This window comes from Pseudoclavibacter sp. RFBI5 (genome assembly GCF_002931395.1).
Classification (GTDB): Bacteria; Actinomycetota; Actinomycetes; order Actinomycetales; family Microbacteriaceae; genus Pseudoclavibacter.
The window spans coordinates 223,034-237,934 of record NZ_PSYA01000010.1; the positions used below are offsets into that span (position 1 = coordinate 223,034).

11 protein-coding genes are annotated in these 14,901 nt (G+C 69.7%); 6 read left to right on the forward strand and 5 right to left on the reverse strand.

From position 1 onward, the window contains the following. Positions 1 to 6 precede the first annotated feature (6 nt). Positions 7 to 1,998: an HNH endonuclease signature motif containing protein gene (locus tag C5E06_RS08035; protein ID WP_146081335.1), complete on the forward strand. Its 1,992-nt coding sequence runs from the start codon at positions 7 to 9 to the stop codon at positions 1,996 to 1,998. Here C5E06_RS08035 and C5E06_RS08040 read toward each other — a convergent pair. Next, positions 1,995 to 2,804, reverse strand: a complete 810-nt coding sequence (locus C5E06_RS08040) for a substrate-binding domain-containing protein (RefSeq protein WP_104241091.1) — start codon at positions 2,802 to 2,804, stop codon at positions 1,995 to 1,997. The genes C5E06_RS08035 and C5E06_RS08040 overlap by 4 nt on opposite strands. A gap of 96 nt (positions 2,805 to 2,900) precedes the next feature. Between C5E06_RS08040 and C5E06_RS08045 the strand changes: the two genes are divergently transcribed. Further along, positions 2,901 to 3,257, forward strand: a complete 357-nt coding sequence (locus C5E06_RS08045) for a DUF5997 family protein (protein WP_219819490.1) — start codon at positions 2,901 to 2,903, stop codon at positions 3,255 to 3,257. Between the two features lie 7 nt (positions 3,258 to 3,264). Continuing rightward, positions 3,265 to 3,849 (forward strand): MOSC domain-containing protein, encoded by a 585-nt coding sequence (locus C5E06_RS08050; protein ID WP_104306554.1) that lies wholly within the window; start codon positions 3,265 to 3,267, stop codon positions 3,847 to 3,849. 537 nt (positions 3,850 to 4,386) lie between these two features. Here the strand turns inward: C5E06_RS08050 and C5E06_RS08055 are convergent. The 3 genes from C5E06_RS08055 to C5E06_RS08065 are packed head-to-tail and all read right to left on the reverse strand — an operon-like array spanning position 4,387 to position 7,554. Continuing rightward, complete coding sequence (locus tag C5E06_RS08055; RefSeq protein ID WP_104306555.1) at positions 4,387 to 5,841, reverse strand: NAD(P)/FAD-dependent oxidoreductase; 1,455 nt, start codon at positions 5,839 to 5,841, stop codon at positions 4,387 to 4,389. Next, positions 5,831 to 6,472 carry an MBL fold metallo-hydrolase gene (locus tag C5E06_RS08060; RefSeq protein WP_258064751.1) on the reverse strand — a complete coding sequence of 214 codons (642 nt, stop codon included), beginning with the start codon at positions 6,470 to 6,472 and terminating at the stop codon, positions 5,831 to 5,833. The genes C5E06_RS08055 and C5E06_RS08060 overlap by 11 nt, the downstream gene beginning before the upstream one ends. Further along, positions 6,469 to 7,554, reverse strand: a complete 1,086-nt coding sequence (locus tag C5E06_RS08065) for an S-(hydroxymethyl)mycothiol dehydrogenase (RefSeq protein WP_104299094.1) — start codon at positions 7,552 to 7,554, stop codon at positions 6,469 to 6,471. Before C5E06_RS08065 ends, C5E06_RS08060 begins: the two co-directional genes overlap by 4 nt. 28 nt (positions 7,555 to 7,582) lie before the next feature. On the opposite strand from C5E06_RS08065, the gene C5E06_RS08070 reads away from it, so the two are divergent. After that, positions 7,583 to 8,515, forward strand: coding sequence for a DUF4031 domain-containing protein (locus C5E06_RS08070; RefSeq protein ID WP_104306556.1), 933 nt, complete (start codon positions 7,583 to 7,585; stop codon positions 8,513 to 8,515). On the opposite strand, the gene C5E06_RS08075 is transcribed toward C5E06_RS08070, so the two are convergent. After that, positions 8,512 to 10,761 (reverse strand): excinuclease ABC subunit UvrA, encoded by a 2,250-nt coding sequence (locus tag C5E06_RS08075; RefSeq protein WP_104307252.1) that lies wholly within the window; start codon positions 10,759 to 10,761, stop codon positions 8,512 to 8,514. The genes C5E06_RS08070 and C5E06_RS08075 overlap by 4 nt on opposite strands. Before the next feature lie 69 nt (positions 10,762 to 10,830). Between C5E06_RS08075 and mgtE the strand changes: the two genes are divergently transcribed. Both mgtE and C5E06_RS08085 read left to right on the forward strand, forming a co-directional pair. After that, the gene (mgtE, locus tag C5E06_RS08080) at positions 10,831 to 12,183 is read left to right on the forward strand and encodes a magnesium transporter (protein ID WP_104306557.1); all 1,353 of its coding nucleotides are present in this window, start codon (positions 10,831 to 10,833) and stop codon (positions 12,181 to 12,183) included. Between the two features lie 234 nt (positions 12,184 to 12,417). After that, on the forward strand, positions 12,418 to 14,889 hold the full coding sequence (locus C5E06_RS08085; protein WP_104306558.1) for a helix-turn-helix transcriptional regulator: 2,472 nt from the start codon (positions 12,418 to 12,420) through the stop codon (positions 14,887 to 14,889). The last annotated feature ends 12 nt before the right edge of the window (positions 14,890 to 14,901 follow it).

Below are 14,901 nucleotides of genomic sequence, written 5' to 3' on the forward strand. Positions count from 1 at the left end.
TCGGGTATGACTTCGAACGATGATGTGACGCCGACCGGGCTGGGGTGCGATCCCCGCGATCCGGGGTCGGTCGCTGCGCGTCGTCGGCTGCTCCTGGCGAGGGAGACGGGGCTGATGGCAGCGGCGGCTGTGGTCTCGGCGGCGCAGGTGCGAGTTCGGGCTGAGCTGGCGGAGATCGCGGCGGCCTTGGATGCGGCTGAGGGCTCGGTGGAACACGGTCTGCATGTGCGGTCATTGGCAGCCGAGGTGGCGCTGGTCGAACAGGTTGGGCAGTCGGTCGCGGAGGGACTCCTGCAGGAGGCGGTGACCGCGGTGCGTGAGTTCCCGGGGCTCGTGGACGCACTGGGGGCGGGCGCGGTGAGCGAGGCGCAACTGCGGGTGTTGACCGAGGCAGGCCTGTCGGTGTCGCACGTGAATGCGGGGGAGCAGACAGCACGCCGGGCTGCGTTCGTCCGCGTGATGCTCGCGGAGGTTGTTGCGCGGGTGCTGCCGCCCCGCGCGTTGCGGGTGGCGGCGGCGAGGGTCGCGGAGTCGTTGACGCAGGAGTCGGTGTGCGAGCGGTTCGCGCGGGCGCGGAAGACGCGGTACGTGTCGGTGACCGAGGCGGAGAACGGCATGTGCCTGCTGCGAGCTCGGTTGCCGCTCATCGAGGGCAAGGCGATCGCGGACCGCCTGCGCAAGCAGGCGAAGGCCGTGATCCGGGCGAGGCCTGCACCCGCCGGCATCACGGGCAGGGCCGGGACTGCCGGGAGGGCCGGGGACACCCAGAGCGCCGAGAACACCCAGAGGACCGAGAACACCGAGAACGCCCAGAGGACCGAGAACACCGAGAACACCGAGAACGCCCAGAGCACCCAGAGCACCGGGGGTACTGGGATCAGCGAGAGCGCCGCGAGCGGGGCCCGCGCCGAGGGGGCGGACGCGACTCGGGATGAGGGGCCGGGCGTGATGCCGGGCGAGATGACGGACGAGGCTCCGGATGAGCGAACGGTCGACCAGGTCAAGGCCGACCTGTTCGCAGACGTGCTCCTCACCTCGACGCCCACCTCCAACGGCGCGGCTGCGGGGATAGAGGCGAGCGTGCAGTTCACGATCCCGATCCTCACGCTCCTCGGCCCTGACCGCGCTGTCGCCCCGGACACTGATCGCCTGACTCCGGCGCCCGCGCTGCTGAACGGCATGTCACCCATTCCGCTCGAGGAAGCGAAACGACTCGCGGCGAACGCTCCCTCATTCCAGCGGATCCTCACCCACCCCATCACGGGCGCGGTCGCGGCCGTCGATACCTACCGTCCCACCGCGGCGATGCGGGCCTTCCTCACCGCGAGAGATATTCACTGCCGCTGGCCCGGCTGCCGGCAACCCGCCGCGCGCTGCGACCTCGACCACACCCACGCCTGGGAACACGGCGGCACCACCAGCATCGACAACCTCTGCGGACTGTGCAGAGAGCACCACGTCATGAAACACGCCACCGCATGGACCGTGAGACAACTCGGCGGTGGCGTCCTCGAATGGCGCACCCCCAGTGGCAAGACGTACACCGACCAGCCCGAACACCACGACACCCACGCCAACACCAACATCGAATTCAGGCCGAGCGATGAGGCGCGCGACGGCCGCGCCGCGACAGGCATGGCGATGCCGCGGCCAACGTCTCAGCAGAACAGCAACGTTGAGGCGCCAGCCCCAGATGAGCCGGAGCAGCGGGGGAGCGCAGACGAATTGCCGCCCTTCTATGCTCGGTGCCGCGCGATGTCAAGAAGGTTGCCGTTGCTGTTGCCGCTGCCGCTGGATTTCACCCGAACCCTGTCAGAGAAGTCGGCAAGAGCTCGGCCTGCCTGCCTGCTTACCCGCCTGCGTGCGTGCGTGCGTACCTGCCTGCCTGCCTGCCTGTTGGTTTGTTGGCTCATCTGTCTGGCAGGCGAGCACGCAGCCGGTCGGCCAACAAGCGAGCGAACCAACAAGCCAGCGAGCCAGCCACCCAGCCAGCGCTAGCGGCGCTTGCGCTTGCCGCCCGATCCGCCCGCCTTTGCGCGCTTCGCGGCGAGCTGGGCGCCGCGGCTCGTCCCGGAGGAGGTGCCGATTCGCTTCGCGGTCGCCCGCTTCTTCTGCTGCTCCTTCACGCGGCGCTCGGCCTCCGCCAGCGCCTGCTGCTCTTCCCGCTGCAGCGCGGCAGACTTTGCGCCGGTGCGTCCCCTCGAGCTCCCCGCGGTGCGCCCGCGGACGATGCCGACGAACTCCTCGGTGTCGAGACGGTCATCGGCGACCGCCCAAACCACAGAAACGGGAACCCGAGGGAGGTCGCTGATGACCCGATACGTGACGTCCTTGCGGGCGTGCTGCCTCGCGACCGACTGAGGGACGATCGCCACCCCGGCCCCGCCCGCTACAAGCTCCATCGCGTCCGCCGGATCGGTCGTCATGGCCGCCTCGCCCGAGTCGAGCCCCAGGCGCTCTGCCGCCTCCGCCCAATCGGGGGTCCAAGCGGCCAGCACCAGCTGCCAGTCGTCGAGCTCCTCCAACCGCAACGGTTCATCGATGTCGAGATCCGACTCGACAGCGACCACAGCGACCACATCTTCGGCGAACAGGTCGATCGCGTTCAACCCCTCACGTTCGAAGGGATGCCGCACGAAGGCGACCTGCGCGCCATCGTCGAGAACGAGCTGCCTGGCCTCGGCCGAGTGCAGGGTCGCGAACTCCAGCGGCGTCTCTGCTCTCCGCTCCTCCCACACTCGAGACCACTTCCGTGGGTTGATGCCGGGGGCGAGAGCGACCGTGAGGTGCGTCGGAGTCTCCATGCCCGCAAGGCTACTGGGTACGATGCTCAGATGAGCGAATCAGAAGGCAACTCGGCCGAGAGCCACACCGCGGCCGACCGCGGGTCAGACCAGACCATGAAGCCGGCGACCGCCGCCAAGAAGCTCGGCATCTACCTGCCGGCAACCCCAGAAGCATTCCAGGAGGCCCCGCTCACCCGCAGCGAGTTCCTCGAGCTGCAGGAGACCCCACCCGAATGGCTGCAGGAGCTGCGCCGCACCGGTCCCCACCCGCGCGACATCGTCGCCCGCAAGCTCGGCATTACCAACTCCGGCCTCGCCCGTGGCGGCGTCACCGAAGCGCTCACAACTGAAGAGATCCAGGCTCTCCTCGAAAGCGCCCCATCGTGGCTCTCCCACGAGCGAGGCGTCCAGGCGAAGGTCCGCGCCGAGAACGCCCGAGTCGCCGAACTGCACGCGAAGCGAAAGAACTGAGCCGACCTTGGCTCAGCTGCTCGCCGTCTGCGCCGTAGCGCAGCTCCGCCGGGACCCGGGTGCCGTCGGCGTGACCGCGATCGACAAGCGGACCCTCGAGGGGCCCGTCAAGGTGGGGCGCTACGGGGTCTACGGCGACGTGCAGGCCGATCGGAAGCACCACGGCGGCCTCGACCAGGCGGTCTACGCCTACTCGCAGGTTGACGCCGACCACTGGGCCGAGGAACTCGGCCGCCAGCTCCCTCCGGGGTTCTTCGGCGAGAACCTCCGCATCGACGGGCTCGACGTCAACGACCTCCACATCGGTGACACCCTCCGCATCGGAGACCTCACCGCCGCGGGCTCATCCCGCGTCGTCGAACTCGTCGTGACCGCCCCGCGCGTCCCATGCCAGACCTTCGCCAGGTGGGTCGGGGGAGACGACGAACGTGGCTGGGTGAAGCGATTCAGCGCAGCCGCCCGCGTCGGCGCCTACCTGCGCGTCGCGAAGAACGGCAAGATCGCGGCGGGCGACATCGTCGAAGTCCTCGAGACTGCTGATGAGGGTGCGCCGACAGTTCGTCAGGTCTTCTCCGGCGACCACGGCGGCTGAGACAAGCGAAGTCGAAGCCGGTGCCGGTGTCGGTGTCGGTGGCAAAGTCAGAACCGGTGCCGAAGTCAAAGTCGGAGCCGTCGCCGAAGCAGAATTCAGAGCAAGAGCGAGACCTGGGTCGGAGCGAGTACCGAAGCGAGCGCGAGTGCCAGAGCCGAGGCCCAACCTGGAATGCACACTGCCTCGCACATGCCGGGTTCCCGCCCGTCAGGTGACACGGAGCCGACGCTCGGTGATGCCAAGCCGCCGGGCTGCTGATGCCGAGCCGCCGGGCTGCTGATGCCGAGCCGCCGGGCTGGTGATGCCGAGCCTGCGGTCTGGTGATGCCGAGCCGCCGGTCTGGTGACGCCGAGTGGCCGGTCGGCTGACGCCGAGCCTGCGGTCTGGTGATGCCGAGCCGCCGGTCTGCTGACGCCCAACCACCCGCCCGCAGCAGCACCCGGCACCAGCACCTCGCGCCAATACCCCGTACCGGCGGGAGGGGCTCGCAGAACCCGCTCGCGCCCTCCGCCGGTGGGCGTGCGCTTGAGTCGCCTGCTACTGCGGACACCCGTATCCCTCGAGCAGTCGCAGCCAGAGCTCGCTGATCGTCGGGAACGACGGAACCGCATGCCACAGCCGTGACAGTGGCACCTCGCCGACGACCGCGATCGTCGCCGCGTGCAGCAGCTCGCCCACGTCGGGGCCCACCATGGTGAACCCGACGACAACCTGGCGATCCTCGTCCACGACCATCCGGGCCGTTCCCTCGTAGCCCTCCGCGTGCAGCGAAGCCCCAGACACGTTGCCGATGGGCACGTCGACGGCGCGCACCCGAAGGCCCTGCTTCTCGGCGGCACCAGCCGTGAGCCCGACAGCGGCGACCTCAGGGTCCGAGTAGACGAGCTGAGGCACCGCGGCGTGATCAGCCGTCGCGACGTGCGTGCCCCAGGGTCCATCGTCGAGGGTGCGCCCCGCGGCGCGCGCCGCGATCGCATCACCCGCCGCCCGCGCCTGGTACTTGCCCTGGTGCGTCAGCAGGGCGCGATGGTTGACGTCGCCCGCCGCGTACAGCCAGTCGCTGCCGCGGACGAGCATCGTGTCGTCGACATCGATCCAGGCCCCGGACTCGAGCCCGGCCGTCTCGAGACCGACATCGCCCGTGCGCGGGACCCGGCCCGTCGCCACGAGCAGCTCACTGCTCTCGAGTGTGCGGCCGTCGTCGAGCGTCACCGTGACCCGACCGGACGCATCCCGGACGACACCAGCTGGCGCCGCACCCGTGATGATCGTCGCCCCACGCGAACGCAGGGCCGCCACGACCGCCTCACCGGCGAACGCCTCGAAGCTGCCGAGCACCGTGCTCCGTGCGACCAGCGTCACCTGGGAGCCGAGATCGGTGTAGGCCGTCGCGATCTCGACCGCCACGACGCCGCCGCCGATGATCGTGATCGACTCGGGGATGCGCTCGAGGGACGTCGCCTCTCGGCTCGTCCACGGTTCCGCGTCAGCGAGCCCCGGAATGTCGGGCAGCAGTGCCGCCGACCCGGTCGCGACGACGACGGCGACACGCGCCGAGTACGTCGTCTCGCCGACCGTCACCTCACGCTCACCCGCCAGGCGGGCATGCCCGCGCACGAGCTCGATGCCAGCGTCCGCGAGCCAGGCCACCTGGCCCTCGTCGCTCCACTCGGACACGTACGAGTCGCGACGAGCGAGGACCGCCGACACGTCGAGGTCTCCCGTCGCCGCCTCGCGGCTGCCCGGCACGGCACGCGCCGCGCGCAGAGCAGCCCCGCTCCGAAGGAGCGCCTTCGAGGGAATGCACGCCCAGTACGAGCACTCACCGCCGACGAGCTCCTTCTCGACGATGAGGGTGCTCAGGCCACCCTGAACGGTGCGGTCGGCGACGTTCTCCCCGACGGGGCCCGCGCCGATGACGATGACGTCGAACGTCGTAGCACCCGTGGGAGGCACGTTCGCCTCGGACGAGGCCTGAGACTCAGTGGCCACGCGCGATCCATTCTTCGAGGTGCGGCGCTTCCGCCCCGATCGTCGTCGAGTCCCCGTGACCCGTGAAGACCTTGGTCTCGGCCGGCAGCGTCAGCAGGCGCTCCGAGATCGACGCGATGATGGTCCCGAAATCGCTGTAGCTCCGACCCGTGGCCCCGGGCCCGCCACTGAAGAGCGTGTCTCCGCTGAACAGCGCCCCGAGGGCCGGGGCGTAGAAGCAGACCGACCCGGGCGAATGGCCCGGCGTGTGCAGCACCTGCAGGTCGACCTCATCGATCACGATGCGGTCGTCGTCCGCCAGTTCGATGTCGGGAGCCGAGTCGGGGTAGACGGCATCCCAGAGCATCCGGTCGCCGTCGTGCAGGGCGACGGGCGCGTCCACGAGCGTCGCGAACTCCTGCGCCGCCGCGATGTGATCGTCGTGCCCGTGCGTCAGGAGCACCCGGCGCACCCGGCGGTCGCCGACCGCATCGCGCACCGCCTGGGCGTCGTGGGCCGGGTCGATCACGACGACGTCCTCGTCGTCGCCGACGAGGTACACGTTGTTGTCGACGTCCCACGTGCCCCCGTCGAGGGAGAACGTGCCGCTCGTGACGACGCGGTCGATGCGCACCTTGCCGTGGCCGCTCACAGCTCCACCACCGAACGCAGAACCGTGCCGTCCTTCATGCGGCCGAACGACGCCTCGATGTCGTCGATGCCGATGCGCTCCGAGACGAAGGCGTCCAGGTCGAGCCTGCCGAGGCGGTACTGCTCGACGAGCATCGGGAAGTCGCGGCTCGGGAGGCAGTCTCCGTACCAGGACGACTTCAGAGCGCCGCCGCGGCCGAAGACGTCGAGCAACGGGAGCTCGAGTGTCATCTCAGGCGTCGGCACCCCGACGAGCACAACCCGACCGGCGAGGTCGCGAGCGTAGAACGCCTGCTTGTACGTCTCGGGGCGACCCACGGCCTCGATGACCACGTCGGCTCCGAAGCCGCCCGTGAGGGCCCTGACGCCTTCGACGACGTCCTCCTCGCGGGAGTTGATGGTGTGCGTCGCCCCGAAGTGGGCGGCACGCTCGAGCTTCGCTGGGTCGATGTCGACGGCGATGATCGTCGTCGCCCCGGCGAGGGCGGCCCCGGCGATCGCCGCCATGCCCACCCCGCCGCAGCCGATGACCGCGACCGACTCGCCGCGCTTCACCTCGCCCGTGTTGATGGCGGCACCGATACCGGCCATGACACCGCAGCCCAGCAGGCCGACGGCAGCCGCATCCGATTCCTCGTCGACCTTCGTGCACTGACCGGCGGCGACGAGCGTCTTCTCGATGAACGCGCCGATGCCGAGTGCCGGGGAGAGCTCCGTGCCGTCCTCCAGCGTCATCTTCTGCGTCGCGTTGTGGGTGTTGAAGCAGTACTGAGGCTGCCCCTTCGCGCAGGCACGGCACTCGCCGCACACCGCGCGCCAGTTCAGGATGACCCGGTCGCCGACCGCGACCTCCGTCACGCCCTCGCCGACCGCCGACACGCGGCCGGTGGCCTCATGGCCGAGCAGGAACGGGAAGTCATCGCTGATCCCGCCCTGCTGATAGTGGAGATCGGTGTGGCAGACACCGCTCGTGATGATGTCGACCACGGCTTCGCCTGGCCCGGGATCGGGGACCAGCACCGTCTCGATCGACACCGGTTCGTTCTTGCCACGGACAACTGCACCTTTGACACGGGAGACCATGTGGCAAGGGTAGTCGTAGTCTCTCTGGATGGTCATCCTGATCGATCCGCCCGTCTGGCCCGCGCACGGCACGACGTTCTCGCACCTCGTGTCCGACGCCTCCGTCGACGAGCTGCACGCCTTCGCCCGGAGGGCGGGCATCCGCGACCGCGCGTTCGACGTCGACCACTACGACGTCCCGGCCGAGCAGTACGACGCCCTCGTCGCGCTCGGGGCCGAACCCGTCGGGGGCTCCGAGCTCGTGCGCCGACTCGTGGCGGGAGGCGTGCGCGTGCCCGCCCGCGACAGGCCCAAGCGAGCCCGGCTCACCCTCATCCGACGTTGGGCCGAGCTCGAGCTGCCCGTGACTGCTGACCGGCGGCCGGCGACGGATGCACTCCGCGACGAGCTCCTGGACGCCTGGTCGGCTCCCTCCCGTCACTACCACGACGCGACGCACCTGCTCTCGGTGCTGGACGCCATCGACATCATGCGCCTCCGCGCGGCCGGGACCCGGGCGCCCCTGGCCGAGCGCGAACTGCTGACCGCCAGGCTCGCCGCCTGGTTCCACGACGCGGTCTACGAGGGCGCCGCCGGCGACGACGAACGCGCCAGCGCCGACCTCGCCGTCGAGCGGCTCACGGCCCTCGGCGTCGACCCCGCCCTCGTCGGCGACGTCGAGCGCCTCGTGCTCGCGACCATCGTCCACGCGGTGGCGGAGAGCGACACGGCCGGCCAGGTCCTCATGGACGCCGACCTCGCCGTCCTCGCCCGCTCGGAGGACGGCTACGCGCGCTACGTCGAACTGGTCAGACGCGACTACGCGCACGTCACCGATGAGCAGTGGCGCGCCGGCCGCGCGTCCGTGCTCGAGACGCTGCTCGCGACGCCCCGCCTCTTCGTGTCACCCGCGGCCCCAGAGGACTGGGAGGAACGCGCGAGACGAAACCTCGAGGGCGAGCTCGAAGCGATTCGCAGCTAGGCGCCCACGTAGCTCGCGAGGTGCTTGCCGGTGAGGGTCGACGAATCGGCCACGAGCTGCGCCGGCGTCCCCTCGAACACCACCGAGCCGCCATCGTGACCAGCGCCGGGGCCGATGTCGATGATCCAGTCGGCGTGCGCCATGACCGCCTGATGATGCTCGATGACGATGACCGACTTGCCCGAGTCCACGAGCCGATCGAGGAGCGAGAGCAGCTGCCGCACATCCGCGAGGTGCAGGCCCGTCGTCGGCTCGTCGAGCACGTACACGCCACCCTTCTCGGCCATGTGGATCGCGAGCTTGAGCCGCTGGCGCTCGCCACCCGAGAGCGTCGTAAGCGGCTGCCCGAGCCCAAGGTAGCCGAGCCCGACGTCGACGAGGCGCCCCAGCACCTTGTTGGCTGGACCGGTCGCGAAGAACTCGTGCGCCTCCGCGATCGACATCGACAGCACCTCGCTGATGTTTTTGCCGTCGAGCGTGTAGGCGAGCACCTCAGCTTGGAAGCGCTTGCCCTCGCATTCCTCGCACACCGTCGACACCGCCGCCATCATGGCGAGGTCGGTGAAGATGACCCCGAGGCCGTTGCACTTCGGGCAGGCACCGGAGGAGTTCGCACTGAAGAGGCCCGGCTTGACGCCGTTGGCCTTCGCGAAGGCCGCCCGGATCGCGTCGAGGACCCCCGTATACGTGGCCGGTGTGCTCCGCCTGGAGCCGCGGATGGCGGTCTGGTCGACGACGACCACGTTGGCCGACTTCGGGATCGACCCGTGGATGAGGGAGCTCTTCCCCGAGCCTGCGACCCCCGTCACGACCGTCAGCACGCCAAGGGGGATATCGACGTCCACGTCCTTGAGGTTGTGACGCGTCGCCCCACGGATCTCGAGGCTCGTCTTCGAACTCCGCGGCTCCTCCTTGAGCGAGACCCTGTCGTCGAGGTGCTTGCCCGTGAGGGTCCCCGACGCGCGCAGGCCCTCGACGGTGCCCGCGAACTGCAGCTCCCCACCATCGGAGCCCGCACGGGGACCGAGGTCGACGACGTGGTCGGCGATCGCGATCGTCTCGGGCTTGTGCTCCACGACCAGCACCGTGTTCCCCTTGTCGCGCAGGCGCAGCAGGAGCTCGTTCATGCGCTGGATGTCGTGCGGGTGGAGCCCGACCGTCGGCTCGTCGAACACGTAGGTGACGTCGGTGAGGCTCGAGCCCAGATGCCGCACCATCTTCACGCGCTGCGCCTCGCCACCCGAGAGGCTCCCCGACTCCCGGTCGAGGCTCAGGTAGCCGAGCCCGATGTTCACGAGGGAGTCGAGCGTCTCCTGCAGGGTCGCGATGACCGGGGCGACCTGCCGGTCCTGCACGCCCTTCATGAACGCCGCGAGGTCGCTGATCTGCATCGCCGAGCAGTCCGCGATGTTCCTGCCCTGGATGCGGCTCGCGAGGGCCGTCTGGTTCAGGCGCGCCCCTCGGCACTCCGGGCAGGCGGTGAACGTGACCGCTCGGTCCATGAAGGCGCGGATCGCGGGCTGCACCGCCTCCGGGTCCTTCGACAGGATCGACTTCTGGATGCGGGGGATGAGCCCCTCGTAGGTGAGGTTCATGTTGAGAGCCGGCATGTTGACCTTCGTCGGCTCCTTGTACAGGAAGTCCTGCAGCTCGGCCTCGGAGAAGTCGGCGATCTTCTTGTCGCCGTCGAGGAACGGCGCGTCCGAGTATCCGCGCACCATCCACCCATCGACCTTGTAGCCGGGAATCGTGATCGCGCCCTCGTTCAGCGACTTCGTTCGATCGACGACCTCGTCGATGTCGAGGTCGGTGACGCGTCCGATGCCCTCGCAGCGAGGGCACATGCCCTCGGCGAGGTTGAAGCTGAAGTGGCCGGCTGGTCCAGCTGACGGAGCCCCGAGGCGGGAGAAGATGATGCGGAGCATGGTGTGCGCGTCGGTCGCCGTGCCGACCGTGGAGCGGGCGTTTGCCCCCATGCGCTCCTGGTCGACCACGATGGACGCGCTCAGCCCTTCGAGCACCTCGACGTCCGGCCGGGCGAGGCTCGGCATGAACGACTGCACGAAGGCCGTGTACGTCTCGTTGATGAGTCGCTGGGACTCGGCCGCGATCGTCCCAAACACGAGCGAGCTCTTGCCTGATCCGGAGACGCCCGTGAAGACCGTGAGCTTGCGTTTCGGGATGTCGACGTCGATTCCCTTGAGGTTGTTCTCACGAGCGCCGCGCACGCGGATGGTTTCATGCATGCCGCGATCGTAGCGACCCGCCGAGGCGCGAGCCACGATCCCGAGGGCAGGGTGTGCTTCGATGCCCCCATGCCTCCGATCCACTCCCTCGACGATCTCGTCGAACTCGTCTCGACCGAACTCGCTCGCGGAGACCTGAGCGCCGCCGCGACCGCCCTGGCGAGCGCGCCGCTCCCGGACCTTGCGGTGCTGCTCGAGCGCCTCCCGGCCCGGGATGCCGGGGTCGCGTTCCGGCTGCTGCCGAAGGACGAGGCCATGACCGTGTTCGAGCGGATGGACGCCCCAGCTCAGCGCGAGGTCGTCACGCAGCTCTCCGATGCCGACGTGGCCCGGGTCTTCGCGGAGCTCGACGCCGACGACCGCGTCGCCCTCATGGACGAGCTCCCGGCGAAGATCGCGAAGCGCCTCGTGCAGGAGCTGCCGGCGGATGAACGCGGCGAGACGGCGATCATCCTCGGCTACCCGGTCGGGTCCGTCGGCAGGCGCATGACCCCCGACTACGTGCACGTCTACGCGCACGAGCTCGTGGGAGTGGCGCTCGAGCGCATCCAGCAGCGAGGCGGGGACGCCGAGACGATCTACACGATCCCCGTCGTCGACGACGGTCGACGCCTCCTCGGGGTCGTGAGTCTCCGTGAGCTGTTCTTCGCGTCGCCGCACGACGCCGTCGAGGCGCACATGGCGACCGCCCTCTACGCGCACGCCGATGACGACGCCGAGGTGACGGCCCGGACGCTCGTCGACCGTGGGGTCCTGGCGATGCCCATCGTCGACCGCGAGGAGCGCCTCCTCGGTCTCCTCACGGGCGACGACGCACACCGCATGGTCGAGGCCGCCCGCGACGAGGACGAGGCGCACGCCGGCGCCTCCGAGCCGCTGAGGCGCCCCTACCTGACCACTCCGGTCTTCGCGGTCGTGCGCTCGCGCGTGGTCTGGCTGTTCGTGCTCGCGATCTCCGCCATCCTGACCGTGAGCGTCCTCGAGCTCTTCGAGGCGACCCTGGAGCAGCAGGTTGCCCTCGCCTTGTTCATCCCTCTCCTCACCGGCATCGGCGGCAATACGGGATCGCAGGCCGCGACAACCGTGACGAGGGCCCTGGCGATGGGGGAGGTCCGACCGAGGAACGCCTGGCCCGTCGCCCTCAAGGAGCTGCGCACGGGCATCGTGCTCGGCATCTCGCTGGGAGCGGTGGCCTTAGCCGTCGCGACGTTCTTCTACGGGGTCGGCATCGGCACCGTCATCGGCCTGACCCTGCTCTCCGTCTGCACCATCTCGGCGACCGTCGGCGGCGTCATGCCGCTCGTCGCGAAGTCCATCCGGGTCGATCCGGCCGTCTTCTCGACGCCCTTCATCTCCACCTTCTGCGACGCGACGGGACTCATCGTCTACTTCTCGATCGCCAAATCCGTGCTCGGCATCTGACGGAAGCGACCCTGCTGCTCCACCCGAGGCGGGGCGCGCCCGAGCTGAAACGGAGTTCGTGCGTCGCATCGAGTGGACGCCGTTGGACAGCGCTGGACCGTATACGACGCGTGTATCTCCGAAACCGTATCGTGGGGCCGAGGCGTGGCGAAGGAGGACGATCTCCGAGACCACGCAGGACTCTGGGGGGAGTCCGCAGCGCGCAGCGCTGGGAATCAGCAGGAGAGAACACGCATGTCCAGCAGCACGCTCACTGATGCATCTCGGGCCGCAGAGCCTTGGCACACGCTCGAACGCGACCGGCTCTCCGAGCTCGCGCTCGCCGAACAACGCCTCACCCTCATCGTCGGCATGCCGGGCGGCGGTCGAACCACGCTCCTCAGGCAGATGCAGGGCAAGCTCGGCGCGGCCGGCTCCACGGTCCTCTGGTGCCACTCTCGGGCCGAGCTGATTCGCATCCTCGACGAGCTGGACTCCGGGGCGCACACGGGTCGCCCCGCGGTCATGCTCGACGACGTCATCGTGGCGCAGGACGACGAACTGTGGCAGGACATCAGGCGGTTCGTGGCTGGCCCCGACCGCGAGCGGGGCGTGCGGTTCCTCGTCGCATCCCTCTCCATGCCGGACTGGGCCTCCTCGCTCGGCTCCGACGGGGTTGTGCTCCATCCGAGCGAGCTCGCCTTCGACATCTCCGAGCTCGACGGGCTGCTGGCGCTCAACGAGCCGGGGGCACCGCCAGGGCTTCGGATGCGGCTCCTCGATGCGTTCGCCGGCCACCCCCTCACAACCCGCATAGCCCTGCAGCGGTATCGTTCCGACGCGAATGCGGAAGGATGGTCCGTCGTCAGCGGTGCGTCGAGCGCCGCCATGACCCTGCAGGAGCTCCGCCGCTTCGACCCCGCCGAACTCGCCCGCGTCGACGCGGTCCGCATGATGCGAGCCGTGAGCGTCCTGCGCCGCTTCTCGAGGGGCGACCTCCACCTGCTCGCCCCCGAGATCGCCGGTGATCACTGGTTCGACCAGCTCGCCTCCTCGCCGTACGGCACCACCGAGGTGAACCGCATCACGCTCGACGTCGAGTTCGTCTGGCACTCCGACACCTTCCGGCACCTCAACGCAGACCGCTCCCCACACGAGGCGCGGGCGTCCGCCGCCGCGGCCGTCGCATCCTTCCCGGGTGAGCAGAACGTCATGCAGCGGCTCTTCCTCGCCCTGAGAGCTCGCTCATGGGGTGAGGTCGAGTCGATCGCGCAACGCCACTTCAGGACCATCTACGAGTACGCGCCCCGCGAGACCGTCGAGGAGATGGTGCACGTCCCGACGAGCGTGCTCGCTCGCCTCCTGAGCACGCGCCTGCTGGTCGCGCTCTTCAAGTGGCGGCGCTTCGGGGCGACACGCGGCGTCCTGCTCAGCCTCCGCGAGTCGAGCCTCGCGACGACGAGGATCGCCCCGAGCGACCCCATCGGGCTCTTCGCCCAGATCACCAGGCACGCGCTTGCGACCTCCTTCGGGGGCGACCGTGCGGCTGCCCGGCGGGGTCTCCGTGACGCGAAGGCCCTCCTCCGCGACGGCGACGAGACCCTGCTCGCCGCGCTCGCCGCCTCTCCCGTCGCTCGGGGCCGGTTCGCGGCCGACTGCCTCGTCCTCGAGTGGGCCGCGATCCTCTCCGACGACCTGCCGTTCGCACTCGAGCTCGCCGCGCTCGCCGCCGAGCAGGGCGAGAGCTTCAACCGAACCGACGCGGATGCGCTGCGGCACGTCGAGATCATCGGCATCATCTGCGGCGTCCGCCAGGCCGACACGGAGAAGCTCAGCGGGCGGAGCCTCCCGGGCTTCGCCGAGTGCTTCGAGCTGCTCGACAACGGCGATGAAGCGGGAGCGCTCGACCTGGCCAGGCAGCTCCGAGACCTGCCGCGAGCGGTCCTGCCGCAGGACACGGCGGCCAGCGTCCGGATCCTCATCGAAGCGCTCGTCGGCGACGAGGACCCGATCGCCGAGGTCGATGAACTCCTCGAGCTCAGCGCGAAGGCCTGGCGCGATGGGCGACCCTCCACCCTGCTAACGTTCGCCGCGACGACCTTCTTCCTCACGCGCGGCCAGAGCGCCCGCGCGCAGCTGGCCGCCGACTACGAAGGTGCGCAGGGCGACTGCTACATCAGCCTCGCCCGGAGCCTCGTCGAGCTCGCCAACGGCCGGCACAGGGAAGCCCTCGCGCACGCCGAGGCGGCCTTGGCCGACACCCGGATCGCCCCGAGGTTCGCATCGATCGGGCGAACGATCACGGCGCTGTGCCTGCTGCGGATGGGCAACCTGGCCGCCGCCGCCAACCGCATCGCGACGATCGCCACCCAGTGCCTCGACGACCGCAACGCCCGGTTCGCGCTGCGCTTCGCGACGGATAGCGACGCTGCCCTCATGGCGTCCATCAGCGACAGGCTCCCGAGCCGCATCGCCGCCCTGCTCGTCGTCGCCGCGGACGACTCCCGCCCGCTGTCAGCCTTCACGGTCGGCGAGGAGCTCTCGAGCGCCGAGATCGAGGTGCTCAGGCTCGTGGGCCAGAACTGGACCAACGCGCAGATCGCCGCCCAGCGCTTCGTCTCCGTGCACACCGTGCGCGCTCAGCTGCGCAGCGTGTTCCGCAAGCTCGGGATAGGCGACCGGCGGTCCGCGGTGGCCGCCGCCGAACGGCGGGGCCTGCTCGACTAGGCACGGTGTGAC

Bases quoted from the DNA above. Each gene is read 5' to 3' on its own strand.
- C5E06_RS08035 (WP_146081335.1), top strand. From the start codon at position 7: ATGACTTCGAACGATGATGTGACGCCGACCGGGCTGGGGTGCGATCCC.
- C5E06_RS08040 (WP_104241091.1), bottom strand. From the start codon at position 2,804: ATGGAGACTCCGACGCACCTCACGGTCGCTCTCGCCCCCGGCATCAAC.
- C5E06_RS08045 (WP_219819490.1), top strand. From the start codon at position 2,901: ATGAAGCCGGCGACCGCCGCCAAGAAGCTCGGCATCTACCTGCCGGCA.
- C5E06_RS08065 (WP_104299094.1), bottom strand. From the start codon at position 7,554: ATGGTCTCCCGTGTCAAAGGTGCAGTTGTCCGTGGCAAGAACGAACCG.
- C5E06_RS08070 (WP_104306556.1), top strand. From the start codon at position 7,583: ATGGTCATCCTGATCGATCCGCCCGTCTGGCCCGCGCACGGCACGACG.
- C5E06_RS08075 (WP_104307252.1), bottom strand. From the start codon at position 10,761: ATGCATGAAACCATCCGCGTGCGCGGCGCTCGTGAGAACAACCTCAAG.
- mgtE (WP_104306557.1), top strand. From the start codon at position 10,831: ATGCCTCCGATCCACTCCCTCGACGATCTCGTCGAACTCGTCTCGACC.
- C5E06_RS08085 (WP_104306558.1), top strand. From the start codon at position 12,418: ATGTCCAGCAGCACGCTCACTGATGCATCTCGGGCCGCAGAGCCTTGG.